Annotated in this window: 23 protein-coding genes; 10 read left to right on the forward strand and 13 right to left on the reverse strand. The window is 66.3% G+C overall.

The window, feature by feature from the left end; all coding sequences use genetic code 11:
* Positions 1 to 123 precede the first annotated feature (123 nt).
* Positions 124 to 1068 (reverse strand): LysR family transcriptional regulator, encoded by a 945-nt coding sequence (locus tag ACYAF3_RS02775; RefSeq protein WP_003085907.1) that lies wholly within the window; start codon positions 1066 to 1068, stop codon positions 124 to 126.
* 219 nt (positions 1069 to 1287) lie between these two features.
* Here ACYAF3_RS02775 and ACYAF3_RS02780 point away from each other — a divergent pair, with 219 nt between their 5' ends.
* Both ACYAF3_RS02780 and ACYAF3_RS02785 read left to right on the forward strand, forming a co-directional pair.
* Positions 1288 to 3483 (forward strand): FUSC family protein, encoded by a 2196-nt coding sequence (locus ACYAF3_RS02780; protein WP_003105982.1) that lies wholly within the window; start codon positions 1288 to 1290, stop codon positions 3481 to 3483.
* A 268-nt stretch (positions 3484 to 3751) separates the two neighbouring features.
* The gene (locus tag ACYAF3_RS02785; protein ID WP_003085904.1) at positions 3752 to 4018 is read left to right on the forward strand and encodes a DUF2790 domain-containing protein; all 267 of its coding nucleotides are present in this window, start codon (positions 3752 to 3754) and stop codon (positions 4016 to 4018) included.
* A 217-nt stretch (positions 4019 to 4235) separates the two neighbouring features.
* Here the strand turns inward: ACYAF3_RS02785 and ACYAF3_RS02790 are convergent, their stop codons facing one another.
* Positions 4236 to 5795 carry a sigma-54-dependent phenylalanine hydroxylase transcriptional regulator PhhR gene (locus ACYAF3_RS02790; RefSeq protein WP_003105980.1) on the reverse strand — a complete coding sequence of 520 codons (1560 nt, stop codon included), beginning with the start codon at positions 5793 to 5795 and terminating at the stop codon, positions 4236 to 4238.
* A gap of 283 nt (positions 5796 to 6078) precedes the next feature.
* Here ACYAF3_RS02790 and phhA point away from each other — a divergent pair, with 283 nt between their 5' ends.
* The 4 genes from phhA (at position 6079) to pbpG (ending at position 9776) form a co-directional block, all read left to right on the forward strand.
* Positions 6079 to 6867, forward strand: coding sequence for a phenylalanine 4-monooxygenase (gene phhA / locus ACYAF3_RS02795; RefSeq protein WP_003105977.1), 789 nt, complete (start codon positions 6079 to 6081; stop codon positions 6865 to 6867).
* 104 nt (positions 6868 to 6971) lie between these two features.
* Entirely contained in the window at positions 6972 to 7328 is a 357-nt protein-coding gene (locus ACYAF3_RS02800) for a 4a-hydroxytetrahydrobiopterin dehydratase (RefSeq protein WP_003085898.1), read from the forward strand.
* Positions 7325 to 8524 (forward strand): amino acid aminotransferase, encoded by a 1200-nt coding sequence (locus tag ACYAF3_RS02805; protein WP_003105975.1) that lies wholly within the window; start codon positions 7325 to 7327, stop codon positions 8522 to 8524. The genes ACYAF3_RS02800 and ACYAF3_RS02805 overlap by 4 nt, the downstream gene beginning before the upstream one ends.
* 313 nt (positions 8525 to 8837) lie before the next feature.
* A complete protein-coding gene (gene pbpG / locus ACYAF3_RS02810; protein ID WP_128669597.1) occupies positions 8838 to 9776 on the forward strand; it encodes a D-alanyl-D-alanine endopeptidase in 939 nt (312 codons plus the stop codon).
* 22 nt (positions 9777 to 9798) lie between these two features.
* Here pbpG and arfB read toward each other — a convergent pair whose 3' ends face one another.
* The 4 genes from arfB to hppD form a co-directional block, all read right to left on the reverse strand.
* Positions 9799 to 10212, reverse strand: coding sequence for an alternative ribosome rescue aminoacyl-tRNA hydrolase ArfB (gene arfB, locus ACYAF3_RS02815; RefSeq protein ID WP_003105972.1), 414 nt, complete (start codon positions 10210 to 10212; stop codon positions 9799 to 9801).
* A 120-nt stretch (positions 10213 to 10332) separates the two neighbouring features.
* Positions 10333 to 10716, reverse strand: a complete 384-nt coding sequence (locus ACYAF3_RS02820; protein ID WP_003085889.1) for a lysozyme inhibitor — start codon at positions 10714 to 10716, stop codon at positions 10333 to 10335.
* 152 nt (positions 10717 to 10868) lie between these two features.
* Positions 10869 to 12287 (reverse strand): amino acid permease, encoded by a 1419-nt coding sequence (locus ACYAF3_RS02825; protein ID WP_105579286.1) that lies wholly within the window; start codon positions 12285 to 12287, stop codon positions 10869 to 10871.
* 297 nt (positions 12288 to 12584) lie between these two features.
* Positions 12585 to 13658 (reverse strand): 4-hydroxyphenylpyruvate dioxygenase, encoded by a 1074-nt coding sequence (hppD, locus tag ACYAF3_RS02830; protein WP_003106569.1) that lies wholly within the window; start codon positions 13656 to 13658, stop codon positions 12585 to 12587.
* 321 nt (positions 13659 to 13979) lie between these two features.
* Between hppD and ACYAF3_RS02835 the strand changes: the two genes are divergently transcribed.
* The 3 genes from ACYAF3_RS02835 to ACYAF3_RS02845 all read left to right on the forward strand — a co-directional run bounded on the left by ACYAF3_RS02835 (position 13980) and on the right by ACYAF3_RS02845 (position 16010).
* Positions 13980 to 14768 carry an AraC family transcriptional regulator gene (locus ACYAF3_RS02835; RefSeq protein ID WP_003106570.1) on the forward strand — a complete coding sequence of 263 codons (789 nt, stop codon included), beginning with the start codon at positions 13980 to 13982 and terminating at the stop codon, positions 14766 to 14768.
* An 83-nt stretch (positions 14769 to 14851) separates the two neighbouring features.
* Entirely contained in the window at positions 14852 to 15025 is a 174-nt protein-coding gene (locus ACYAF3_RS02840; RefSeq protein WP_003106572.1) for a DUF1427 family protein, read from the forward strand.
* A gap of 25 nt (positions 15026 to 15050) precedes the next feature.
* The gene (locus ACYAF3_RS02845) at positions 15051 to 16010 is read left to right on the forward strand and encodes a quinone oxidoreductase family protein (protein WP_003106575.1); all 960 of its coding nucleotides are present in this window, start codon (positions 15051 to 15053) and stop codon (positions 16008 to 16010) included.
* 50 nt (positions 16011 to 16060) lie between these two features.
* Here the strand turns inward: ACYAF3_RS02845 and ACYAF3_RS02850 are convergent, their stop codons facing one another.
* The 7 genes from ACYAF3_RS02850 to ACYAF3_RS02880 all read right to left on the reverse strand — a co-directional run bounded on the left by ACYAF3_RS02850 (position 16061) and on the right by ACYAF3_RS02880 (position 24064).
* Entirely contained in the window at positions 16061 to 16843 is a 783-nt protein-coding gene (locus tag ACYAF3_RS02850; protein WP_003106577.1) for a TenA family transcriptional regulator, read from the reverse strand.
* 74 nt (positions 16844 to 16917) lie between these two features.
* Positions 16918 to 19374: an EAL domain-containing protein gene (locus tag ACYAF3_RS02855; protein ID WP_014834094.1), complete on the reverse strand. Its 2457-nt coding sequence runs from the start codon at positions 19372 to 19374 to the stop codon at positions 16918 to 16920.
* 294 nt (positions 19375 to 19668) lie between these two features.
* Positions 19669 to 21459 (reverse strand): ABC transporter ATP-binding protein, encoded by a 1791-nt coding sequence (locus ACYAF3_RS02860; protein WP_003106581.1) that lies wholly within the window; start codon positions 21457 to 21459, stop codon positions 19669 to 19671.
* Positions 21452 to 22054: a DsbA family protein gene (locus ACYAF3_RS02865; RefSeq protein ID WP_003140842.1), complete on the reverse strand. Its 603-nt coding sequence runs from the start codon at positions 22052 to 22054 to the stop codon at positions 21452 to 21454. The genes ACYAF3_RS02860 and ACYAF3_RS02865 overlap by 8 nt, the downstream gene beginning before the upstream one ends.
* 39 nt (positions 22055 to 22093) lie before the next feature.
* A complete protein-coding gene (gene trhO / locus ACYAF3_RS02870; RefSeq protein WP_003085861.1) occupies positions 22094 to 23032 on the reverse strand; it encodes an oxygen-dependent tRNA uridine(34) hydroxylase TrhO in 939 nt (312 codons plus the stop codon).
* A 164-nt stretch (positions 23033 to 23196) separates the two neighbouring features.
* Positions 23197 to 23502 carry a BolA family protein gene (locus tag ACYAF3_RS02875; protein ID WP_003114234.1) on the reverse strand — a complete coding sequence of 102 codons (306 nt, stop codon included), beginning with the start codon at positions 23500 to 23502 and terminating at the stop codon, positions 23197 to 23199.
* Between the two features lie 13 nt (positions 23503 to 23515).
* Complete coding sequence (locus ACYAF3_RS02880) at positions 23516 to 24064, reverse strand: DUF2059 domain-containing protein (protein WP_003120754.1); 549 nt, start codon at positions 24062 to 24064, stop codon at positions 23516 to 23518.
* Positions 24065 to 24231: 167 nt separating this feature from the next.
* Between ACYAF3_RS02880 and ACYAF3_RS02885 the strand changes: the two genes are divergently transcribed.
* On the forward strand, positions 24232 to 25251 hold the full coding sequence (locus tag ACYAF3_RS02885) for a DUF2804 domain-containing protein (RefSeq protein ID WP_003114233.1): 1020 nt from the start codon (positions 24232 to 24234) through the stop codon (positions 25249 to 25251).
* Positions 25252 to 25368 lie beyond the last annotated feature (117 nt).

The raw sequence follows: 25368 nt of genomic DNA on the forward strand, positions 1-25368 counted from the left end.
GCCCCTGGCGTTATCCGCGGGGCTCCGGAGAATCGGCGGACAACCGCCAGGCGGTTATCCGCCCTACGACTCCCGACAAGCCGGGGTGCGATCGTCGCGAAGGGCGCCGCCCACCACTCCCGCTCAGTTCGCCAACCCACCGCTCTCCGCCAGGCTGCGCTCGTCCGCGGCGAGCATCGCCGGCATGTGCTCGCGGAGGAACTCGACCCAGGTGCGGATCTTCGCATCCAGGTACTGCCGCGAGGGGTAGAGGGCGTAGACGTTGAGATGGAACAGGCTATAGCGCGGCAACACCCGCACCAGGCTGCCGTCCTTCAGGCCGTTGACCGCCGCGTACACCGGCAGCGCGCCGATACCCATGCCGGAGACCACCGCCTCGGTCATGGCGTCGGCGGTGTTGACCTGGAAATGCGTCTGGTTGATGCAGGCCAGTTCCTGGCCGTCGGGACCGTCGAACAGCCAGCGGTCCAGCGACATCACCGAGTTCACCAGGCGCAGGCAACGGTGCGCGGACAGCTCCGCCGGCAGCTTGGGGAAGCCATGCGCGGCAATGTAGCCCGGCGAGGCGCAGAGGATGCTGTAGGTCTGGCCGATGCACTTGGAGACGAAACCGGAGTCCGGCAGCTCGGGGGCGATCACCACGGAAATGTCGTAGCCCTCGTCGAGAATGTCGGTGATCCGGTTGGCCAGGGTCAGGTCGAAGCCAACCTCCGGGTAGGTCTCGCAATATTGCGAGATGGCCTTGATCAGGTAGTGCTGGCCGATGCCGGTCATCGCGTGGACCTTCAGCGTGCCCGACGGCCGCGCATGGGCGTCGCCCGCCTCGGCCTCGGCCTCCTCGATGTAGGCGAGTATCTGCTGGGCGCGCATCAGGTAGCGCTGCCCGGCTTCGGTCAGCGCGATGCGCCGGGTGGTGCGATGCAGCAGGCGGGTCTGCAGGTGGGCCTCCAGCTTGGCCACCGCACGGGAGACATAGGCGGTCGTCAGGTCCAGGCGCTGGGCGGCGGCAGTGAAACTGCCGGTCTCCGCGACGCTGACGAACGCGCGCATATTGAACAGGATATCCATCACGGCCCTCTAGGCTCTGACGCTTATGGCGCGTCTCTTTTCCACGCAACCCGGAGGACACCCCAAGGCGGCGCAGATTCTGTCACGAGTCAACCCACCTATTATTGCCTTTTGTGACAAAAATTTTTCACCTATCCGAGCTCTTATCCGCAAGCGCGGGCGCTCCTAGAATTCCCAGCCGTTTCGGCCTCCCCTCGCCGTCGTTCAGGATTCGCAGCAGTGCCCCGCGCCACCCGGAAAGGTCTCCCCCTGGTTCCACCGGCTCCCCTCGCGTTTTTTCCCAGCCCCGACGAATTGCGCCGCGCCCTGCTCGAATGGGCGCGTAGCGACGGCGTCGCCTGGGTCTTCGTGTTCAAGGCCCTGCTCACCGCCAGCCTCGCCCTGTGGCTGGCCTATCGCCTGGAACTGCCGCAGCCGAGCACGGTGCTGGTGACGGTCTTCATCGTCATGCAGACGCAGAGCGGGCAGGTCCTGGCCAAGAGCTTCTACCGCATCGTCGGAACCCTGATCGGCCTCAGCGTGATGGTCACTCTGATCGCCCTGTTCGCCCAGGAGCGCGTGCTGTTCCTCGCCTGCCTGGCGCTCTGGGTCGGCCTGTGCACCGCCGGCGCCGCGCGCTACCGCGATTTCCGCGGCTACGCCTGCGTACTCGCCGGCTACACCGCGACCATGATCGGGATTCCAGCCACCGCGCACCCGGAAGGCGCCTTCATGGCGGCGCTGTGGCGGGTCCTGGAAATATCCCTGGGCATCCTCTGCACCGGTACCGTCAGCGCCATCTTCCTGCCGCAGACCAGCGGCGCCGCCCTGCGCAACACACTCTACGGGCGCTTCCGCGACTTCGCCGGGTTCGCCGCCGAAGGCCTGCAGGGCAGCCTCGACGGCGAGCGCTTCGGCGAGCTCAGCGCGCGCTTCGTCGCCCAGTCCGTGGGCCTGGAAAACCTGCGCAGCGCCACTACTTTCGAAGATCCGCACATGCGCCTGCGCAGCGGCCGGCTGATTCGCCTGAACAACGAATTCATGGTCATGACCAGTCGCTTCCACGGCCTCCACCGCCTGCTCGAACGCCTGCGCGGGCGCGGGGCGCAGAATGTCCTGGAGGTCCTGGCGCCCTGCCTGGCGGAGCTTGCCGGGCTGCTCGCGCCGATTCGCGAACGGACGCCCACCGACGCCGACGCCGCGCGCCTGGCCGAACGCATCGAGGCCTACAAGCCGGAACTGATGCAGAACATCCGCCAGGCCCGCCAGCGCCTGGTGGAGCAGCGCCCCGGCGAGAACGACCTGCTGGATTTCAACACCGCTGCCGAACTGGCCTTCCGTTTCACCGACGACCTGCACAACTACGCCCTGACCCACGCTTCCCTGGCCGAACACCACCATGCCCGCGAGCAATGGAAGGAAAGCTTCGTCGCCCGCGCCAACCCGGTCGCCGCGCTGGTCGCCGGAGCGCGCAGCGCGCTGATGATCGGCCTGCTCGGCACGTTCTGGATCCAGACCTCCTGGCCCCACGGCGGCACCTTCGCCCTCACCGCGGTACTGATCTCGGCGCTCTCCTCGACCTCGCCGAATCCCGGCCGGTTGTCGCTGCAACTCACCCTCGGGACCCTCGCCGGGGCCTGCACCGGGCTGTTCGTGCTGCTCTACCTGCTACCCCACGTGGACGGTTTCCCGATGCTGCTCTGCTGCCTGCTGCCGGTCTTCGCGGTCGGCGCCCTGCTGCTCTGGCGGCCGCAGTGGAACGGCTACGGCGTCGGCCTACTGGTGTGGTTCTGCTTCGCCTCGCTGCCGGCCAACATGGCGCGCTACGACGCCCTGGCCTTCTTCAACGAATACCTGGCACTACTCTTGTCGATGGTCCTCGCCACGGTCGCCGCCATGGTGATCCTGCCGCCGAACCGGCCGTGGATGTGGAAGCGCCTGGAGCACGACCTGCGCGAGCGGGTGGTGTTCGCCATCAGCGGCAAGAGCAAGGGCCTGGTCTCCGGTTTCGAAAGCGGCACCCGCGACCTGCTGAACCAGGCCTACACCTTCTCCGCCGGCCGCCCGGACGTGCAACGCCGGTTGCTGGGCTGGATGTTCCTGGTGCTGGAGGTCGGCCAGGCGATCATCGAGCTGCGCCTCGAACAGCAACGCCTGCCCCAGGAGCCCTGCTACGCCGAACGCACCGCCTGGCGCCGGGCGATCCGCCTGATGGGCCGGGCGCTGATCCGGCTGTTCCTGCAACCCGGGCCGAGCAACCGCCAGCGCGCCCTGCACGCGGTGAACCAGGCGATCATGGCGGTACGGGCGGCGCCGGAGCCGCGCGCACCGCAGTTCGATACCTCGCCGCTGCGACGGGTGCTCAGCTACCTGCACTTCATTCGCAGCGCCCTGCTCGACCCGCAATCGCCCCTGGGCCAGGAAAGAAACCCGTGAGCCGGTCGCAAAGCCGCGGCGCAGAAGGCCACAGGGATATTGTTACCGATCCGTACAAGGTTCTTGTCTTGACTGAGTCTATATGTCGCAGCCTATCCCAACTTACAATAAACCCAACAGCCGAAGTTAACTCCCGTTGAACTTCGACTCCGCAACTTGATTGCAGACTTACTTACCCAGCCTTGTTTATCGAGTTGCCCCGGTGACCTGTCCGCCTGTCTTCCGACGGCAGATCGTACCCACTCAGAAACTACTCAGGTAAATAGTAATGAAGGCTTTCGCCCTGATGGCCCTGTTCGCCTGCTCGCCGCTGGTGATGGCGGCTGGCGCCCAGGATCAACCTGCCAGCCAGCAGGAAAACGCTGTTGAAGAATATGCCTATGGCATGCAACTGGATGTGGCTCGCGTTATATCTTCAACCGACACTTCCAATGCCTGCGGCATCGTTCCCGCACGCATGACCTACGAAGATTCGAACGGCCAGAAACATACCGTCGAATATCAGGTCTGGGGCAACGGCTGCACTGGCGGCTAAACTCTGCTCGACCTCCGGGTCGACCTCCGAAGGATCGCGCCACGAGGGGCAGCTCGCCCATCCGGCGCGATCATTGTGTACTCGGCGGCGACAATCCCGCCCCTCGGCGAACATCCTGGCCGTCCTCCCCACGCCTCATCGTGCTGCCGCCCTTTCACAAGGGCCGACGCCTCCACCGTTTCTTTCCCAGCCTGCAACAAACCGGCAAGCATGCCGCTCAGCCCTCGCCTTGCCCCACGCCATGCTGGCGCAGCTTGTTCGCCGCCGTGGTATGCGAAACGCCGAGGCGCTTGCCCAACTGGCGGCTGCTCGGATGTTCGCGGAACAGGCGCTCCAGCACCGCCTTCTCGAAGCGCCCGACGATGGCGTCGAGGTCTCCTTCCAGGGAAAAATCCCCCAGCGGCTGCGGCGCGCCGTAGTCCGGCAGGCGGATGTGCTCGGCCTTGACCGTTCCCCCTTCGCACAGCGAAACCGCCTGGAACAGCACGTTTTCCAATTGCCGCACATTGCCCGGCCAGTGGTAGCGTTCGAGACGTTCCAGCGCCTGCGCGGAAAGCTTCGGCAGGCCGCAGCCGATCTGCCGGCTGGCCTGGTCGAGGAAATGCTCGGCGAGCGGCGCCAGGCCATCCAGGCACTCGCGCAGCGGCGGGATGTGCAGCGAGAGCACATTGAGACGGTGATAGAGGTCCTGGCGGAATTCGCCCTTGGCGCAGAGTTCGGACAGGTCTACCTGGGTGGCGCAGATCACCCGCACGTCCAGGTACACCTCCTCGTCGCTGCCGACCCGGCGGAAACAGCCGTCCTGCAGGAAGCGCAACAGCTTGGCCTGCAGGCGCGGGCTCATCTCGCCGACGCCGTCGAGGAACAGCGTGCCGCCGGCGGTAAGCTCCAGCAGGCCGAGCTTGCCCTCCGGGCGGGCGCCCTCGAAGGCTCCCGGACCATAGCCGAACAGCTCGGTCTCGGCCATGGATTCCGGCAGGCCGGCGCAGTTCAACGCCATGAACGGCGACTGCCCGCGCGGGCTGGCCAGGTGGCAGGCGCGCGCCAGCAGCTCCTTGCCGGTGCCGGTCTCGCCCTCGATCAGCAGCGGCGCGTCCAGCGGCGCCATGCGCCGCGCCTCGCGGACCACCGCGGCCATTACCCGCGAACTCTGGAAGATACTGTCGAAGCCACGCAGCTCCTGCTTGCGCACATGGTAGATGCGCTCGCCGACGCGATCCGCGCGATGCAGGGTCAGCACCGCTCCAGCCAGCGCCTCGCTCTCGTCGTGCTCGGATTGCAGCGGCGCGATGTCGGCGAGGAACACGTCGCCCTTCACCTTCACCCGCAGCCCGTTGATCCGCGCCTTGTTGGCGCGCACCAGTTCGGGCAGGTCGAGGTCCTCCACATAGCGCGACAGCGGAATCCCCGGCACCTCGTCGACGCGCACGCCGAGCAACTGCGCGGCGGCACGGTTGGCGGCGACGATCTGCCCGCCCATGTCCACCGAGAGCACCGGGAAGTCCAGGGCGGCGAGCAGCGCGTTGAGTTCCAGGTGCCGGCGCTCGCTGGGCATCAGGCCGACGCGCTTGACCCCGAAGACCCCCGGCACCGCCTCCAGCTTGGGCCGCAACGACTGCAACTGGAGGTTGATCATGTTCGGACAGAGCAGGTAGATGGCGTTGCCCTGGTCGCCGCCGACTTCGCCGCGATTGACGTTGATGCCGTAGTCGACCAGCAGGTTGAGGATGTCGCGGAGGATGCCTACACGGTTCTGGCAGTGCACTTTGATACGCATGGCGTGGCCCGGTGTTGTCGTTCTGATGGGCTCGCGGCCGGTTTTTTAACTCCCGGCCGGAAATTTCCGTCAAGAATATGTGACAGTTAGACTCACCAGCAACAATGCCTGACCCAATGAACAGGCGACCCAGGCCAATTCGTAAGGAAAACTTTACGAAAACGCCGATTCCTCCCCGTTGCCCGGTCCCTATCCGGGGCTGCACGGACCGTCCCGACGCGGTATCGATAAGGCAACGACAACAACAAAGACCCCGCGGCCACAAGCCGCTCATGGAGTCCGTATGAAAACGACGCAGTACGTGGCCCGCCAGCCCGACGACAACGGTTTCATCCACTATCCGGAAACCGAGCACCAGGTCTGGAATACCCTGATCACCCGGCAACTGAAGGTGATCGAAGGCCGCGCCTGTCAGGAATACCTCGACGGCATCGAACAGCTCGGCCTGCCCCACGACCGGATCCCCCAGCTCGACGAGATCAACAGGGTTCTCCAGGCCACCACCGGCTGGCGCGTGGCGCGGGTTCCGGCGCTGATTCCGTTCCAGACCTTCTTCGAACTGCTGGCCAGCCAGCAATTCCCCGTCGCCACCTTCATCCGCACCCCGGAAGAACTGGACTACCTGCAGGAGCCGGACATCTTCCACGAGATCTTCGGCCACTGCCCACTGCTGACCAACCCCTGGTTCGCCGAGTTCACCCATACCTACGGCAAGCTCGGCCTCAAGGCGAGCAAGGAGGAACGCGTGTTCCTCGCCCGCCTGTACTGGATGACCATCGAGTTCGGCCTGGTCGAGACCGACCAGGGCAAGCGCATCTACGGCGGCGGCATCCTCTCCTCGCCGAAGGAGACCGTCTACAGCCTCTCCGACGAGCCGCTGCACCAGGCCTTCAATCCGCTGGAGGCGATGCGCACGCCCTACCGCATCGACATCCTGCAACCGCTCTATTTCGTCCTGCCCGACCTCAAGCGCCTGTTCCAACTGGCCCAGGAAGACATCATGGCGCTGGTCCACGAGGCCATGCGCCTGGGCCTGCACGCGCCGCTGTTCCCGCCCAAGCAGGCGGCCTGACGAGAAACGCCGCCGCCGCGGCTGACCCCGCGGCGGCCTTGTACTATGGTGGACGGGCACGGCCCGTCCGCCGCTCCCACATGCGACAACCAAGGACTCCCACCATGACCGCACTCACCCAAGCCCATTGCGAAGCCTGCCGCGCAGACGCCCCGCACGTCAGCGACGAAGAACTGCCCGTGCTGCTGCGGCAGATCCCGGATTGGAACATCGAAGTCCGCGACGGCATCATGCAGCTAGAGAAGGTCTACCTGTTCAAGAACTTCAAGCATGCCCTGGCCTTCACCAATGCCGTCGGCGAGATATCCGAGGCCGAAGGCCACCATCCGGGCCTGCTGACCGAGTGGGGCAAAGTCACCGTGACCTGGTGGAGCCACTCGATCAAGGGCCTGCACCGCAACGATTTCATCATGGCGGCGCGCACCGATGAGGTAGCGAAAACCGCCGAGGGGCGCAAATGAGTCATTTCGCCAAGGTCGCCCGCGTACCGGGCGACCCGATCCTGGGCCTGCTCGACGCCTACCGCAACGATCCGCGCGCGGACAAGCTGGACCTCGGCGTCGGTGTCTACAAGGATGCCCAGGGCCTGACCCCGATCCTGCGCTCGGTGAAACTCGCCGAGCAGCGCCTGGTCGAGCAGGAAACCACCAAGAGCTACGTCGGCGGCCACGGCGATGCGCTGTTCGCCGCGCGCCTGGCGGAACTGGCGCTCGGCGCCGCCTCGCCGCTGTTGCTGGAGCAACGCGCCGACGCCACCCAGACGCCCGGCGGCACCGGCGCCTTGCGCCTGGCCGGCGACTTCATCGCCCATTGCCTGCCCGGCCGCGGCATCTGGCTGAGCGACCCGACCTGGCCGATCCACGAGACCCTGTTCGCCGCCGCCGGCCTGAAGGTTTCCCACTACCCCTACGTCAGCGCCGACAACCGCCTGGATGTCGAGGCGATGCTTGCTGGCCTGGAGCGCATTCCCCAGGGAGACGTGGTGCTGCTGCATGCCTGCTGCCACAACCCGACCGGTTTCGACCTGAGCCACGACGACTGGCGCAGGGTGCTCGACGTGGTGCGTCGCCGCGAGCTGCTGCCGCTGATCGACTTCGCCTACCAGGGCTTCGGCGACGGTCTCGAGGAAGACGCCTGGGCGGTACGCCTGTTCGCCGGCGAACTGCCGGAGGTGCTGATCACCAGTTCCTGCTCGAAGAACTTCGGCCTGTACCGCGACCGCGTCGGTGCGCTGATCGTCTGCGCGCAGAACGCCGAGAAGCTCACCGACCTGCGTAGCCAACTGGCCTTCCTCGCCCGAAACCTCTGGTCGACCCCGCCGGCGCATGGCGCCGAGGTGGTCGCGGCGATCCTCGGCGACAGCGAGTTGAAGGGACTCTGGCAGGAAGAGGTCGAAGGCATGCGCTCGCGCATCGCCAGCCTGCGCATCGGCCTGGTCGAAGCCCTGGCGCCGCACGGCCTGGCCGAGCGCTTCGCCCATGTCGGCGCGCAACGCGGGATGTTTTCCTATACCGGACTGAGCCCGCAGCAGGTCGCTCGGCTGCGCGACGAGCACGCCGTTTACCTGGTCTCCAGCGGCCGGGCCAACGTCGCCGGTCTCGACGCGCGCCGCCTCGACCGCCTGGCGCAAGCCATCGCCCAGGTCTGCGCGGACTGAACCCTCACGGTTACCCTGAGCCGGCTGTGATGGCCGGCTTTTTTTCGCCCCAGCGAATGCCGCGCACTCCCGCCGAGGCGGCGGATAACCGCGTTGCGGTTATTCGCCCTACCGCACCACGACCTTGTGGGCGTAGGGCGAATAACGCCACAGGCGTTATCCGCCGAACCTCTCTGAACCGGGCCAACCATAAGTCAGCACTTTCAAAGCCCTACGTGCTTTTCCTACAAAAGAGCATAAAATGCTCAATTATGGGCACCAGTTCACACTGCGCCCCACGGCCCCCACTTTCTCGTCTTAGTGAGCAACGCACGTGAGAAACCGTCTCCTGTCACTGGTCACCCTGTTCCTGTCCCTCAGCGTTGCCACCGCGGTATCCGCCTCCCCGCCGCCCAAGGCCGGGCTGCCGCTGCAACAGGAGCTGGCGTCGGGCAGCGCGCTGGTTACCGACCAGAACACCGGCAAGGTGCTCTACTCGCGCAACCCCGACCTGGTGGTGCCGATCGCCTCGATCACCAAGCTGATGACCGCCATGGTCGTGCTCGACTCGAAACTGCCGCTGGACGAGGTACTGCCGATCGCCATCAGCGAGACCAGCGAAATGCGCGGGGTGTTTTCCCGGGTGCGGGTCGGCAGCCAGATCAGCCGCCGGGACATGCTCCTGCTCGCCCTGATGTCCTCGGAGAACCGCGCCGCCGCCAGCCTCGCGCAGAACTATCCGGGCGGCAAGAACGCCTTCGTCAAGGCGATGAACGCCAAGGCTCACGCCCTGGGAATGAAGAACACCCGCTACGTCGAGCCGACCGGGCTGTCGCTGCACAACGTCTCCACCGCTCGCGACCTCACCCGCCTGCTGGTGGCCAGCCGGCAATATCCGCTGCTCAGTCAGTGGAGCACCACTCCGGAGAAGACCGTGGCCTTCCGCCACCCCAACTACACCCTGGGCTTCCGCAACACCAACCACCTGATCAACAACAAGACCTGGAACATCCAGTTGACCAAGACCGGCTTCACCAACGAAGCAGGCCACTGCCTGGTGATGCGCACCACGATCAACCGCAATCCGGTCAATCTGGTGGTGCTGGACGCCTTCGGCAAGTACACCCACTTCGCCGACGCCACGCGCCTGCGACGCTGGCTGGAAACCGGCCAGGTCACTGCGATCCCGGCCGCGGCCAAGGCCTATCGCCTGCAACGCGACCGCGACCGCGAGCGCGGCCTCGGCCAGCCGGTGGCCCAGGCCGTACGCTGATCCGTCGCGAAGACCGGCCGGCTCAGAAATCCACCTTGCCGCGCCCGGCCTTCACCGCGCCGCGCTTGGCCTTGCCGTCCAGCCGGCGCTTCTGCGAGCCGCGCGTAGGCTTGGTCGGGCGCCGCGCCTTCTGCACCTTGGCCACGCTGCGGATCAACTCCGCCAGGCGCTCCAGGGCATCCTCGCGGTTCTGCTCCTGGGTCCGGTACTGCTGGGCCTTGATCACCACCACGCCGTCGCCGCTGATGCGCTGGTCGTTCAGTGCCAGCAGACGCTCCTTGTAGAACGGCGGCAACGAGGAGGCCTGGATGTCGAAGCGCAGGTGCACCGCGCTGGAGACCTTGTTGACGTTCTGCCCGCCGGCGCCCTGGGCGCGAATGGCATTCAGCTCGATCTCATGGTCGGGCAGGTGGACGGCATTGGAGATGATCAGCATGGGGCGGCACGGTGGACCAACGGGCTGCCAGCATAACCCCTTTGCCGAGCGGAAAAGCAGGCCAAAAGAAACCCGGCCGCGGCCGGGTTCCTTCATTTCGGCTAAGGCGCCAGGTCGAACTCAACGCTCCTTGCAGGCGACCCCGTCGGTGGGCTCGCCGCCCTTCCAGTCGCCGTAGAGGGTGGCTTCCTCGCCCTTGGTCCACCAGATGTACTGGCCGGCGGCGTACTTGGCGCCGGAGGCGGAAATCACATTGCTGAAGACCAGCGTCGAGTTGTCGCTGACCGGCACCACGGCAAGGCTGTTGTCGCCCTTGTTCAGGTACTGCACGGTGAACTTGCGACCGTTCTCGCACTTGTAGTCGACGCTGCGGGTATCCAGCTTGGCATCCCCCGGCAGGGCCAGGTAATCGACCTGGGCGGTCTGCTTGTCGTCGTCGCTGCCGCCGCAGGCGACCAGGACCACGGGAACGGCAGCCAGAAGCAGCCAGAGCGCTTTTTTCATGGAAATCCCTCTAACGAGAAAAAATGGCGCTGCCACTGTAGGAATTCGGCACCTGCCGCGTCAACGACAGGCGCCCCTAGAAAAAGCCTTGTGGGCCGCCGGGACACGCAAAGGAGCGCTCCCCTCTCCTCTGCGCGCCGGCGCCCCATCGATCACTCGGTGACCGGCTTCACCCGCAGGCCCGGCGTCGGCCGCGGGGCTCCCTTGAGTCGGTAGCAGGCCCACATCACCAGCAGCCAGACCGGGATGGCATAGACCGAGACCTGGATGCCGGGGATCAGCAACATGACGCCGAGGATGAACACCACGAAGGCCATGCACAGGTAGTTGCCGTACGGATACCAGAACGCGCGGAAGTGCGTGCGGGTGCCCTGGCGGTCCATCTGCGCGCGGAACTTCAGGTGCGCCATGCTGATCATCGCCCAGTTGATCACCAGCGCCGCCACCACCAGCGACATCAGCAGCTCCAGCGCCTGGTGCGGGATCACATAGTTCACCACCACCGCGAGGAAGGTCACCAGCGCCGATACCACCAGGGCGCGTACCGGTACGCCGCGCTTGTCGACCCTGACCAGCGCGCGCGGGGCATCGCCCTGCTCGGCCAGGCCGAGAAGCATGCGGCCGTTGCAATAGGTGCCGCTGTTGTACACCGACAGTGCGGCGGTGAGCACCACGAAGTTCAGCAGGTGCGCGGCGGTGCCGCTGCCGATCATCGAGAAGATCTGCACGAACGGGCTGCCGCTGTAGGCATCGCCGGAAGCGTTGAGGGTCTGCAGCAGGCTGTCCCAGGGCGTCAGCGAGAGCAGCACGATCAGGGCGCCGATGTAGAAGATCAGGATGCGATAGATCACCTGGTTGATCGCCTTCGGGATCACCGTCCTCGGCTTGTCCGCCTCGGCCGCGGTGAAGCCGAGCATTTCCAGGCCACCGAAGGAGAACATGATGATCGCCATGGCCATCACCAGTCCGCTCACTCCGTTGGGGAAGAAACCGCCGTGTGCCCAGAGGTTGCTCACCGAAGCCTGCGGACCGCCGCTGCCGCTGAACAGCAGGTAGCAGCCGAGCAGGATCATGCCGATGATCGCCACCACCTTGATGATCGCGAACCAGAACTCGGCTTCGCCGAAGGCCTTGACGTTGGCCAGGTTGATCGCGTTGACGACGACGAAGAACAACGCCGCCGTGGCCCAGGTCGGCACCTCCGGCCACCAGTAGTGGATGTACTTGCCGACCGCGGTCAGTTCCGACATCCCGACCAGGATGTACAGCACCCAGCAGTTCCAGCCGGAGAGGAAGCCGGCGAAGCCGCCCCAGTACTTGTGCGCGAAGTGGCTGAAGGAGCCGGCGACCGGCTCCTCGACGATCATCTCGCCGAGCTGGCGCATGATCATGAAAGCGATGAAGCCGGCGATGGCGTAGCCGAGGATCATCGACGGGCCCGCCGACTTGAGCACCCCGGCCGAGCCGAGGAACAGGCCGGTGCCGATGGCGCCGCCGAGGGCGATCAACTGGATGTGACGATTCTTCAGGCCGCGCTTGAGCTCGCCCGAATGCGGATGTTGGCCGTCCATTGAATTATCTCACGCAAGTGGAAATTTATTGTTGTCGGAGGCGAAACGGGGCCGTGCGGCTCAGGCGGCAGGCGCACGGCGGGCGCCATGCGGGGCGCGTGGCGGCGGGCGGTCGGCTGGGCGGAGGGAGGACTCACGGATCATGCGTCACCTGTTTGTTGTTGTACGTGACGTGAATGGGCCGCCAGGCTCGTGGCTCGGCGGTGCGGGCAAGGCTGGCGCGATCGGCGCCGCTGGAACGGAAACGCGGAGCGCAAGGAAAACCGCCAGCCCCGGAAGAGGCTGGCGGCAGCGGGATCAGATCACGCCGCGGCGAATCTGGTCTTCCTCGATGGACTCGAACAGGGCCTTGAAATTGCCCTCGCCGAAGCCCTGGTTGCCCTTGCGCTGGATGATCTCGAAGAAGATCGGGCCGATCACCGTGTCGGTGAAGATCTGCAGCAGGATGCCGTCGTCGCCCGGGGCGCCGTCGATCAGCAGGTTCAGTTCGCGCAGTTGCTCGAGCGGCTCGCCATGCCCGGCGACGCGGGTGTCGACCTTCTCGTAGTAGGTGTCCGGGGTCGACATGAACTTCACGCCGTTGTCGCGCAGCTTGCGCACGGTGGCATAGATGTCGTCGGTGGTCAGGGCGATGTGCTGGATGCCTTCGCCATGGTATTCGCGGATGAATTCCTCGATCTGCGAGGTATCGTCGGCCGACTCGTTGATCGGGATGCGGATCTTCCCGCAAGGTGCGGTCATGGCGCGGGAGAACAGGCCGGTGAGCTTGCCTTCGATGTCGAAGTAGCGAATCTCGCGGAAGTTGGCGATGCGCTCGTAGAAACCGGACCAGACGTCCATCTGGCCGCGCTTGACGTTGTGGGTCAGGTGGTCGATGTAGGTCAGGCCGACCGAGTTGTCGTTGGCGCTGCGGCCTTCGATGAACTCGAAGTCGACGTCATAGATGCTGCGGTCGCCGTAGCGGTCGACAAGATATAGCAGCGAACCGCCGATGCCTTCCAGGGAAGGGATGTTCAGCTCGCCGAAGTTGGCGTGGCTGCCCACCAGCTTGGCGCCCTGGGATTCGGCGTAGGCGGCGGCCTGGGAAGCGTTCTTCACCCGGAAGGCCATGGCGCAGGCGCTCGGGCCGTGCTTGAGGGCGAATTCATGGACATGCCCGGTCGGGCTGCCGTTGAGCACGATGTTGATATCGTTCTGCTGGAACAGGAAGACTTCCTTGGAACGATGCTTGGCGGTTTCGGTGAAGCCCATCATGTTGAACAGCTGGCGCAGCTGCTCGATGCCCTTGGCGTCGGGGGCGGTGAACTCGACGAATTCGAATCCGTCGGTACCGATGGGATTGTGCTGTTCGATCTTGGCCACGGCGTTCATCCGGCCTCCTCGTTGTTCTTGTTGAATGGACCGCCGCCGGTCCAGGCGGCCGACGACATGGGAGATGCCTTCATCTCACCCCGTGGCGGCGCGGCGGACAAGCCGTCGGCAGGGCCCGGCACAGGGCCTGGCGCAGGGTTTCTGGCAACTATTCCTTACGCGCCGGCGGCATGCATGGCGAACGCCCGGTCTTCGTAAAGTTATCTTTACAGTGCGGTGCGAAAAGCTGCCAGCAGCGCTGTCACGGCTGCGCTGAAAGCCGGCGCTGCATGATCGGCGTCAAGCGGTTAACCTGCGTCTTTCCTCCGCGACGGCATTCCCATGGCACGACCCGCCCCACCCGACCTGAGCGACAGCCGCCGGCCCCTGCGCGGCGTTGCCCGCAGCTATCCTGCCGGGCACCGCGTCGATGCCCACGAGCACGCCTGGGGCCAGGTGCTCTATGCGGTGTCCGGGATGATGTGGCTGGAGACGCCCGACGAGGCCCTGCCGGTCCCGCCGCAACGGGCGGTCTGGTTGCCTCCGGGCCTGCGCCATGCGGTGCGGGTCGCCTCCGAGTTGCAGATGCGCAACATCTACCTGAGCCCGGAACTCTCCCGCGGCCTGGAGGACCGCACCCTGGTGCTGGTGGTCGGCCCGCTGCTGCGCGAGCTGATCGTCAGCCTGGTGGAGCAGGAACGGCAGAGCGACCCCGACTACTATCGGGCGCTGGCCGATCTCGCCGTGCTCGAACTCGGCCGCGCGCGCCGTTCCAGCCTCCGCGTACCGCTGCCGGACGCCTCCGACAGGCGCCTGCTCGCGCTGTGCCAGGCGGTGATGGCCAATCCCTCCCTGGACATCGGCCTGGAGCGCCTGGCTGAAGACGCCGGGGCCAGCGTGCGGACCCTCTCGCGCCTGTTCCAGCGCAGCCTGGGCATGGGCTTTGCCGACTGGCGGCGGCAGGTGCAGCTGGCGACCGCCGCCGCCGCACTGATCGATGGCCGTCCGGTGGCAGGCATCGCCCATGCCCTGGGATATACGCCGAGCGCCTTCAGCGACATGTTCCGCCGCGAGCTGGGCGTCTCTCCCACCGAGTACAGGGCCGAGCATCACCAGCCGTTCCAGCCTTGACCGGTATTCGATAGCTATTGGCCGATAGATGTTTTTTCGGCCAACTAGACTGGCACCATCGTTCACCGTCCCTGTCAGCCGCCATGAACTACCTGATCTCCCTCGGCATCGGCCTGCTGGTCGGCGCGCTCTACGCCGTCCTCGACTTCCGCTCGCCGGCGCCCCCCGCCATCGCCCTGGTCGGCCTGCTTGGCATGCAGCTCGGCGAACAGCTTTTCCCCCTTGGCCGCGACCTGCTGCAGCAGTGGCTGCACTGATCGCCGCGACGACACGGAGCCCCCGATGAAAGCACTGCAATTCGACCGTACCGGCGACCTCGCCGCCCTCGAGCTGGTGGACATGCCCGACCCGCTTCCCGCCGCCGATGAGGTGCGGGTGGAAATCCGCGCCGCCGGGCTGAATCCGAGCGACGTGAAGAACGTCCTCGGCCGCTTCCCCTATACCACCCTGCCCCGGGTACCGGGCCGCGACTTCGCCGGGGTGGTGGTGGAGGGACCGAAGGCTCTGCTCGGCCAGGCGGTCTGGGGCACCGGGCGGGAGCCGGGATTCTTCCGCGACGGTAGCCACGCGCAGTTCCTGACCCTGCCGGCCGCCGGCGTCGCGCTCAAGCCGGAAAGCCTGAGCTTCGCCCAGGCCGCCAGTTGCGGGGTGCCCTACAGCACCGCCTGGGACGCCCTGCAACGCAGCCAGGTCAAGGCCGGCACCCGGCTCCTGGTAATCGGCGCCAACGGCGCGGTCGGCAAGGCCGCGCTGGCGCTGGCCAAGGCCCTGGGGGCCGAAGCGATCGGCGCGGTGCGGCGCGAGGAGCAACGCCAGGCGCTGGAAACGCAGGGCATCGCCGCGCTGCTGCTGGGCGAGCCGGCCGAACTGGCGGCACAGGTGGAAGGGATCTTCCCCGGCGGGGCCGAGGTGATCTTCGATACGACCGGTTTCTGGCTCGAGGCGGCGGTCCCGGCGCTGGCCGCCTTCGGTCGCCTGGCGATCATCGCCGCACCGGCCGACGGCCATGTGCGCCTACCCGCATTGAACCTGTACCGCCGCGGTGGCTCGGTGGTGGGGATCAACTCGCTGCTCTATGGCGTGGAAGCCTGCGCAGGCTTCCTCGACGCCTTCGGCAAGCTGTTCGACCAGGGCCGCCTGCCGCTGCCGGACGGGCTGCGGGAAGTCCCGCTGGAGCAGGGCGTTGAGCAGTACCGGGCAGTGAACGAAGGCACCTGCGAGAAGATCATCCTGGTGCCTTGAGGACCAGCGGAATCCCGGCAGAACACGCCGGGATTCCGCTGCGCGCAAGACTACTCCGCGCCGACCGCGAGCTTGCGGGCGCTGCGCGCCTCCTCCAGCTGCATGCAGCGCTCGAGGAACAGGTACATGTAGTCGTAGCTCTTGCAGATCGCGTCGCGCAGTTGCCGGCGCAGCTCGGCGCTGGGATTGGTGCCGGCCAGGGTGCAGATGATCTCCAGCGCCTCCCAGGGGTGGGCATCGTCGTACTGGGCGTGGAGCTTGAGCCACTTCATGGCGCGCTTGCGGCCTTCCTTGGGGAAGGCGTTTTCGTAGACGCCGTTCGAACAGACCAGCGCCGACCACTCGCCGGTGACGCCTTCGATGGCGTAGTTGGTGGCGGCCATGGCCACCGCCAGTGAGTCGCTGGCGCAGGTGTGCCAGCACCAGTGGCTGAGCGCGTGCAGTTCGGCCGGCACGTCTTGCGCCTGGATCTCGGCCAGGCTCACGCCGTGGGCCTCGGCCCAGTGCAGCCAGTAGTCGGCGTGGTTGAGTTCGACCCGAATGTTGCGCATCAGCCAGCGGCGCGCCATGTCTTCGCCGGGATGGCGGGCGAAACGGGTCTTCAGCAGGTTCTGCGACATGTACAAGGGGAACTGCTCGACCACCGGCCAGCCGCCGATCAGGTACAGGCGCATCAACGCCGGGCTCAGCTCGGCGTCGCGCATGCGCCGGTACAGCTCGTGACCGGAAACCCGGTCCTTGCTCGCCTGGCAGTCGACGATCAGTTGCTGCGCCCACTGCGGATAGCTTCCCGCCTCCTGCAAGGGGCCCGTACGGTCAAAGAACTCGCTCACACCCGTCTCCCTTCTCTTCTTGTCGGCAACGGCCTCATAGCAGCGAAACTACTCTTTCTTCGCCCCGCGGTCACCTACCGGAGGTTCTGTCCCAGGCTCGGCCACAGGCCCTGGGCATCCACTCCAGCCCCCGGAGGCTGGCGACTGAACGGCAGGGGCGCGCCGATGGCCAGGCCCTGGGCATAGTCGATGCCGATCTCGCGCAGCGCCTCCATCACTTCGACGGTCTCGACGAACTCCGCGATGGTACGTTTGCCCATTACGTGGCCGATATGGTTGATCACCTGGACCATGGCGCGATCGATGGGATCCTCGAGCATGTCCTTGACGAAGCTGCCATCGATCTTCAGGTAATCCACCGGCAGGTGCTTGAGGTAGATGAAGGACGACATGCCGGCGCAGAAATCGTCCAGGGAGAAACGACAACCGGTGTCCTTGAGTTCGTTGATGAAGCGGATGGCGCTGGCCAGGTTGGCAACCGCCACGGTTTCGGTGACCTCGAAGCAGATCGTCTGCGGCGGAATGCGGTAACGGGCGAACAGCTCGGTGAGGAACTGCAGGAACGACTCGTCGCCGATGGTCGCGCCGGAGAGGTTGATGGCGCAGGTGCCGATCGGCTCGGCGCGAGGGTCCTGGGCGCGCTCGACAAGGGTGCGGAAGGCATTCTCCACCACCCAGCGATCGATCAGCGTCATCAGGCCGTAGCGCTCGGCGGCGGGTATGAAGCTCAGCGGCGGCACCAGGCGCCCGCCCTCGTCGCGCAGGCGCAGCAGCAGTTCGACGTGCAAGCCCTCCTCCGCACCTTCGCCCAGCGGCACGATGGGCTGGGCATAGAGACTGAAGCGGTCTTCCTCCAGCGCCAGGTGGATGCGCTGGACCCAGGTCATCTCGCCGAAGCGCATCGATAGTTCGACGTCGTCCTGATGGAACACCTGGACCCGGTTGCGGCCCTTTTCCTTGGCCATGTAGCAGGCCATATCGGCGGAGCGCAGCGCCTCCTCGAGGGTCGAGATACCCGGCAGCAGGTGCACCAGGCCAACGCTGACGGTGCAGTTGAACGGCTGCCCGCTCCAGGTGAAGTGCAGGTCCTGGATGGTCTTGCGCAGATGGTCGGCGATCTCCACGGCTTTTTCCGCCGGACAGTTCTCCAGCAGGATGCCGAACTCGTCGCCGCCCAGCCGCGCCAGCGTGTCGCCCTCGCGCAAGCCTTGTTGCAGCAGGGTACAGACCTGGCGCAGCAGTTCGTCGCCGGCGGCGTGGCCGCAGGTGTCGTTGACCAGCTTGAACTGGTCCAGGTCGAGGAACATCAGGGCGTGCCGCCCGCTGTTGCGCTCCAGGCGTTCCAGCGCTATCTGCAGGCGATACTCGAACTCGCGGCGGTTGGTCAGCCCGGTCAACGCATCGTGGGTCGCCTGCCAGGACAGGCGCGCCATGTACTGGCGCTCGCGGGTCATGTCGTGAAGCACCAGGACCACCCCGGTGATCTCGCCGCCACGGTGGATCGGCGCGCCCACCAGGGTCACCGGCACGCTGCTGCCGTCGTGACGCAGAACCAGCTTGGAATGCTCGCGGCCGCCGTCGATCTCGCCGCTGAGGATCTGCTCGATCAGCAGCATGCCCTCCTCCCGCGAGCTTTCGTCGACGATCCGGAACAGCGACGCCAGGGGCAGGCCGCGGGCCTTGTCCAGCGTCCAGTTGGTCATCTGCTCGGCGGCCGGGTTGAGGTAGGAAATGCCCCCCTGGGTGTCGGCGGTGATCACTCCGTCGCCGATCGAGGCCAGGGTGATCTGGGCCCGTTCGCGCTCGGCATCGAGGGCGTTCTCCACTTCCTGGCGCTGCATCAGTTGCTGCCGGGTCCGCAGGAACGCCAGGAGGATGAGCACGCTGGCGGTGGTCAGGTTGGCCACCAGCAGCAGCCTGAGCAAGGCCCGCGAGCCCTCGCCGAGGGCGTCGCTGAAGGCCTTGGCAGCCGGCGTGACCTTCTCGTTGATCGCATGGATCTCGGTCTTCCACTGTTGCACCTGCTCGGCACTGGCCTGCCCGGTGCCGATGCCCGCGCGCATCTTGCCGGCGACGTCGATCAGTTCCATGACGTACTTGTCGCCCACCAGCCACAGCTCGATGGCGCGCTCGAAGTAACTGAAGTCGTGGAAGTTGCGGTACAGCCAGATGATCGCGGTAACGTCGTCGGCATGGTTGCCGCCCTTGAGGATGCCCTGGCGGGCCGCCTCGATGTCCGGGTCGGGCTGGTCCAGGGCAAGGCGCATCTCGCGGTCGCCGAGGGGGATCGCGATGGCCTCCTCGTAGCGGCGGAAGTCTTCGTCGGCGCGTGAGTCGGCATAGAGGGTGAGGTAGTAGATGGCATCCTTCTGGCCCTTCGACCAGAGGCTTTCGCCGCCGACATAGCTGCGCACCGCGGAGAGGACGTAGAGACTGCCGCCCGCCAGCATGGCCTGCAGCAGCACCACGACGATGAAGGGCCATACCAGGCCGAGCAGGCGGGGCTTGTCGAGAGTCCGGTTCTGCCTCATTCCATCTACCATTCAAACTGGCGCTAAGCGATCGGGCGCCGTCTCCGTCGCCCCTGACTGCATCACCTGTCGGCCGCTCAAGATCCCGTCGCAGAACTCCCGAGGCCTTGCCTGCCGGCAGCCACGACGCTGGAGGAGGCGGACACCTGGCAAACAGTAGGAGTCTAGTGGCTGTTTGCCGAACCTGCCCTGCACCTGGCGGAACAGACAGCGTTTTTTATTGCCGCAGCCAATAAAAACCGGATGTCTTATATGGAATATACGAGAAAAACCGCCAGGCGACAGCCTGGCGCCTCACATCTGTTGCAGATGTCCGTAGAGCCGGGCGTAGAGGCCGCCTTCGGCGATCAGTTGCTGGTGATCGCCGTCTTCGGCGATATGCCCGCCATCGAAGACCAGGACCCGGTCGGCCTGCTTCACCGCCGACAGCCGATGGGCCACGATCAATGTGGTGCGGCCTTCGAGGAAGTCCCCGAGCGCCTGGTGCAGGGCGTACTCGGTAGCGGCGTCGAGGGCCGAGGTGGCCTCGTCGAGGATCACCACCTTGGGCTCGGCGAGGATCATCCGGGCGATCGCCAGGCGCTGCCGCTGACCGCCCGACAGGCGCACCCCGGAACGCCCGACCACGGTGTCCAGCCCCTGCGGCAGGCGCCGCACGCCGTCGGCCAACTGGGCGATCTCCAAAGCCCGCCAGCAGGCCTGGTCACTGCGTTCGCGGCCCATGGTCAGGTTGGCCCGCACGCTGTCGTTGAACAGCGCCGGATGCTGGAGGACCACCGCGACATGTTCGCGCACGCAGTCCAGGCCGATTTCCTCCAGGGGCACCCCGCCGTAGCGGATGCTGCCGCGCTGCGCACTGTAGAGGCCGAGCAGCAGTTGCACCAGCGTGCTCTTGCCGCCGCCGCTGGCGCCGACCAGGGCAACCTTCTCGCCGGCGCCGATGTTCAGGTCCAACTGCTCCAGGACCTTGTCCTCGCCGTAGGCGAAATCCAGCCCGCGCACCTCGATGCCAACGGTCGTGCGGCCGGCGAACGGATCGCGCAGCGGCGGGTAGCGCGGCTCGTCGGCCCGCGCCAGCAACTCGTTGATCCGCTGCAACGCGCCGCCAGCGGCGTAGTAGGCGTATTGCAGGCCGAGCAGCTGTTCGACCGGACCGATCATGAACCAGAGGTAGCTGAACACCGCGAGCATCTGGCCGATCGACAGGTCCGAGAGCAGCACGGTGAGCATCGCCGCGGCGCGGAACACGTCGATGCCGAACTGGAACAGCAGGCCGCTGGCGCGCCCGGCGGCGTCGCTCTTCCATTGCGAGGCCACGGCGTAGTCGCGGACCTCCTGGGCGCGGTGGCCGAGGCGGCCGAGGAAATAGCCCTGGCGATTGCCGGCGCGGACTTCCTGGATCGCCTCGAGGGTCTCGGTGAGCGCCTGGGTGAAGCGCGCGGTGCTGTCGTTCTCGAGCTTCTTGAGATGCTTGACGCGCTTGCCCAGCTGCACCGTGGACCAGATCACCAGCGGGTTGAACAGCAGGATCAGCAAGGCCAGCTGCCAGTGCATCCAGACCAGGATCGCGGCGGTGCCGAGCAGCGTCAGCAAGGCGACCAGGAAGCGGCTGAGGGTTTCCCCGACGAACTTGTCCAGGGTATCCAGGTCGGTGACCAGGTGGGCGCTGATCGACCCGCCGCCGAGGGTTTCGTATTCGCCCAGGGCGATATGCCGGAGGCGCTCGATCAGACGCAGGCGGATGCGGTAGACGATGTCCTTGGACAGCCGCGCGAACAGCTTCGCCTGGAGCACGTTGAATACCAGCGCCGCCCCCCGCAACAGAAGGGTCGCCGCCAGCATCAGGCCGATGTAGCCGAACGCCACCTGCCAGTCGGCGGGCAACAGGCGGTCCATGAAACGCAGCGCGCCGTCACCCTTGCCGAGCAGCACTTCGTCCACCAGCAGCGGCAGCAGCAAGGGAATCGGCACGGTGCAGAGGGTGGCCAGCACCGCCACCAGGTTGGCGAGCAACAGGGCTTTCTTGTGGCGCAGTGCGAGTCGACGAATCTCCGCCCAGCTCAGGCGGTCTCCGCGCTCACTCATGCCGGCCCCGTTCCAGCCAGCGGCCGAGCAAGGGTGAAAGTTCGGCAAGCGGCTGGTAGCCGTTGGTGAGCAACGCCAGTTGGCCGTTGCGCTCGGCCAGCAGGGTCGGGAACCCGGCGATGCCAAGATCCTGGACCCAGGCGAAATCGGCGGCGGTGGCGTCACGCGCCTCGCCGCTGTCGAAGGCCGCGGCGAACTCGATGCGTGGAATTCCCACCGCTTCCGCCAGGTCGGCGAGCACCGCCGCCTGGGTGACATCGCGACCCTCGGCGTAGAACGCCCGCTGGATCGCCCTCACCAGCGGCCAGGCGCTTTCCTCGTCGAGGCTGCGCGCCGCCACCAGGGCCCGGCAGGCCGGCTCGGTGTCATAGACGAAGCCTTCGGGCAACGCGTCGTCGAAGCGGAACGGCTGGCCGGTGGTCTGCTGCACGGTCTGCCAGTGGCCGAGGATGTAGCCGCGGGTATTCGGGTCGAGCGCCGCGCCGTGGCCGGCGCGCAGGCCACCGGCTACCAGGTGGAAAGCGACGCCGTCGGCGGCCGCCTGCCGGGACAGCGCCTCGGCGACCGGGGCGAAGCCCCAGCACCAGGAACACATGGGGTCCATCACGTACAGCAGGCGGGCCTTGGCCAAGGTTCAGTTCTCCAGCGTGGACTGGCGCGGATCGCGACCGAGCGGGTGCGGCTGGTTGCGCTGCCGCGCCAGTTCGATCTGTTTCTGCCGCTCGCGGGCGCCGGCGCGGGTCTTCTCGCTCAGCGAGTCCCAGCAGTGCGGACAGCTGATGCCGGGCACGTAGTGCTCGGACTGGCGGTCCTCCAGCGAAACCGGGTTGCGGCAGGCGTGGCACTGATCGTACTCGCCCTCGCTAAGATCGTGGCGCACGGTCACGCGGTTGTCGAATACGAAGCAGTCGCCGCGCCACAGGCTCTGTTCCTGCGGCACCTCTTCGAGGTACTTGAGGATGCCGCCCTTGAGGTGGAAGACCTCCTCGAAACCGGCGCCGAGCATGTAGCTGGAAGCCTTCTCGCAGCGGATGCCGCCGGTGCAGAACATCGCCACCTTCTTGTGCCGCGCCGGGTCGTAGTGGGCCTTGATGTACTCGGGGAACTCGCGGAACGACCTGGTCTTCGGATCGACCGCGCCCTCGAAGGTGCCGATCGCCACCTCGTAGTCGTTGCGGGTATCGATCAGCAGGACTTCCGGATCGCTGATCAGGGCATTCCAGTCCTTCGCCTCGACATACTGGCCGACCTGCTTGTTCGGATCGACGCCAGGCACGCCGAGGGTGACGATTTCCTTCTTCAGCTTGACCTTGGTGCGGTAGAAGGGCTGTTCGTCGCAGTAGGATTCCTTGTGCTCGATATCGGCCAGCCGGGGATCGCTGCGCAGCCAGGCGAACAGCGCATCGATGCCTTCGCGGCTACCGGAGACGGTGCCGTTGATGCCTTCCTCGGCCAGCAGCAAGGTGCCTTTCACACCGTTGTCGAGCAGGGTTTGCAGCAGGGGTTCACGCAGCGCCACGTAATCGTCGAGAGTCACGAACTTGTACAGCGCCGCCACGACGATGGATGTCATGGGGATATAGCCTCCAGGTGGTCGCCCGCGTAAAGGGCGGACCGGAACGAAAAGCGCCACCCGCTGGCGCCATGGAAACGACAACGCCGGCGGAAGGCCGGCGCTGGGTGCGTAGTCTAGCGCAGCAGGGGCAGGCTCTGCACCCCGCCGCGACGGACGCCGTCTCAGGGTATGTCGTGCTTGCTCCCGCCGCGGCAGGTCGGCGAGGCCGGCACCGCAGCCTGGCTCCACTCCTCAGGGGTGAAGGTATGCAGCGCCAGGGCGTGGAACTCGCCCATCAACCCACCGAGGGTGGCATATACCTTCTGGTGCCGCTTCACCGCGTTCAACCCGGCGAACTGCGGGCTGACCAGCACCACCTTGAAGTGGGTCTCCAGCCCGCGGCTGTGCATGTGGCTCTCGTCGAGCACCTCGACGTGTTGCGGATCGAGGGGCTGCAGGGCGGTCTGGATACGGTCACGCATGCTCATCGCGAATCACGACTCACTTTTTCTTCTGGGCCGGCGCGGCGACGCCGAGTTCCTTGTCCATGTCGGCCATCAGCTTGTTCACCGGCTCGACGGCGCCTTGCAGCTTGGCCTGGGTCAGTTGGGCGGATTCGGCGGTCAGGCGCGGCATCTTCTCCAGCACCTTCTTGCCCAGCGGCGACTGGTAGAAGGCATTCAGGTCCTTCAGCTCGGACTCGGTGAAGTTGGTGGTGTAAAGCTTGATCAGCTCGGGCTTGATCTTGTCCCAGCCGATGGCGCGGTCCAGTTCGGCATTGGCCTTGGCCTGGTAACGCTCGAGAACCGCCTTCTTGCTCTCCGGCGCCTTGGCCTGGGCGAAGCGCTGGGCCAGCATCTGCTGCACCTGGGCATAGACCGGGACCGTCAGCTTGTCGGCATGGACCAGCTTGAGGAATTGCTCGGCCTGGCTGGCGGAATCGGCCATGGCCATGGAGCTGAGGCTGAGCAGCACGGCGCTGCCGATGAGGCGAAGACGGGTCATGGAAAATCCTTGAGGTTGGGTAGATGTGTCCGTGGGACCCGACATTCTGCGCCTAAGTTCGAAATCCGCTCAAGCGCGGCGCCGAATATCGGGAGAATCCTATCCGGCGCCCGCCCGCTCCATGCCGTCTACTATCAGTTCTGTAGTGGGTACTTGCCGCCTTCCTTCCGCAGCCGGCATGCTTGCGTCAGCCTGTCACATGGATGTGTTAGATGAACGGAACCGCCGCCGATACCCTCGCCGTATCGCCCCCGCCCCTGCGCAACCTCTGCGACGGCCACGGCCGGCTCGATCCCCGGGCGGTCGGCTGGTCCGCCCGGCCGCGGGTGCTCTGCCACATCCCCGGCCACTTCGGCCGGCGCAAGCGCTGGAACCACTGGTGCATCGTCAGCCCCGGCTGGATGCTCTCGCTGACCATCGCCGACCTCGACTACCTGACCTACGGCGCCGCCTATTTCCTCGACCTGGACAGCGGCCAGGCGGTAGCGCACACGCAGATCCGCTTCTTCGGCCTCGGCTGCCAGTTGCCCGACGAGCCGCAGGCCAGCCATGCCTTCGAGCATCCCCGCCTGCAATTGCGCTTCGACGAACAGCCCGGGCGCCTGCGCGTCACCGGCCAGGCCCCGGACCTCGGTGGCCTGCCGCTGGAGCTGGCGCTGGAAGTGCGACGACCGTCGCACCTGGAGTCGGTGAACCTGGTGGTGCCGATGGGCGAACACACCTTCCATGCCTGCAGCCGCCAGCTCGGCCTGCCGATCAGCGGCTGCCTGCAGCTCGGCCGCCGACGCTACGACTGCCAGGCGGGCCAGAGCTTCGCCGCGCTGGACTTCGGCCGCGGCGTCTGGCCGCTGCATACCTACTGGACCCGCGCCGCCTTCGCCGCCCCCGGCGGCATCGCCGGCAACTTCGGCACCGGCTGGACCGAAGCCAGCGACCTGCGCGAGAACGCCCTGTGGTTCGGCGGCAAGCTCAGCCGCGTGCTCGACGACGTGCACATCCGCGAGCCTCGCGACCCGCTGGCCGAATGGCGCCTGGACAGCGCCTGCGGTCGCGTCGAGCTGCTCTTCCGTCCCGAACAGCTGCACCAGGCGCGGCCCAGCGTCGGCCTGTTCTATGCCAATACCCGCCAGTGGTTCGGCCGTTTCAACGGCACCCTGCGCCACGACGACGGCGACTGCGTGCCGGTGGACGGCGCCCTCGGCTGGATCGGTTCGACCCGCGCGCGCTGGTGAGGCCGGCGGCGGGCAATCTATTTCCGACCCGCAGCGCGGCGAAAAATGCCCACGAGGAAGCGACGGCAGCGGAACCCAAGGCGGGAGCGAAGGCCTAAACTGCCGGATACGCACCCT

The organism is Pseudomonas sp. TZ252, assembly GCF_056110345.1.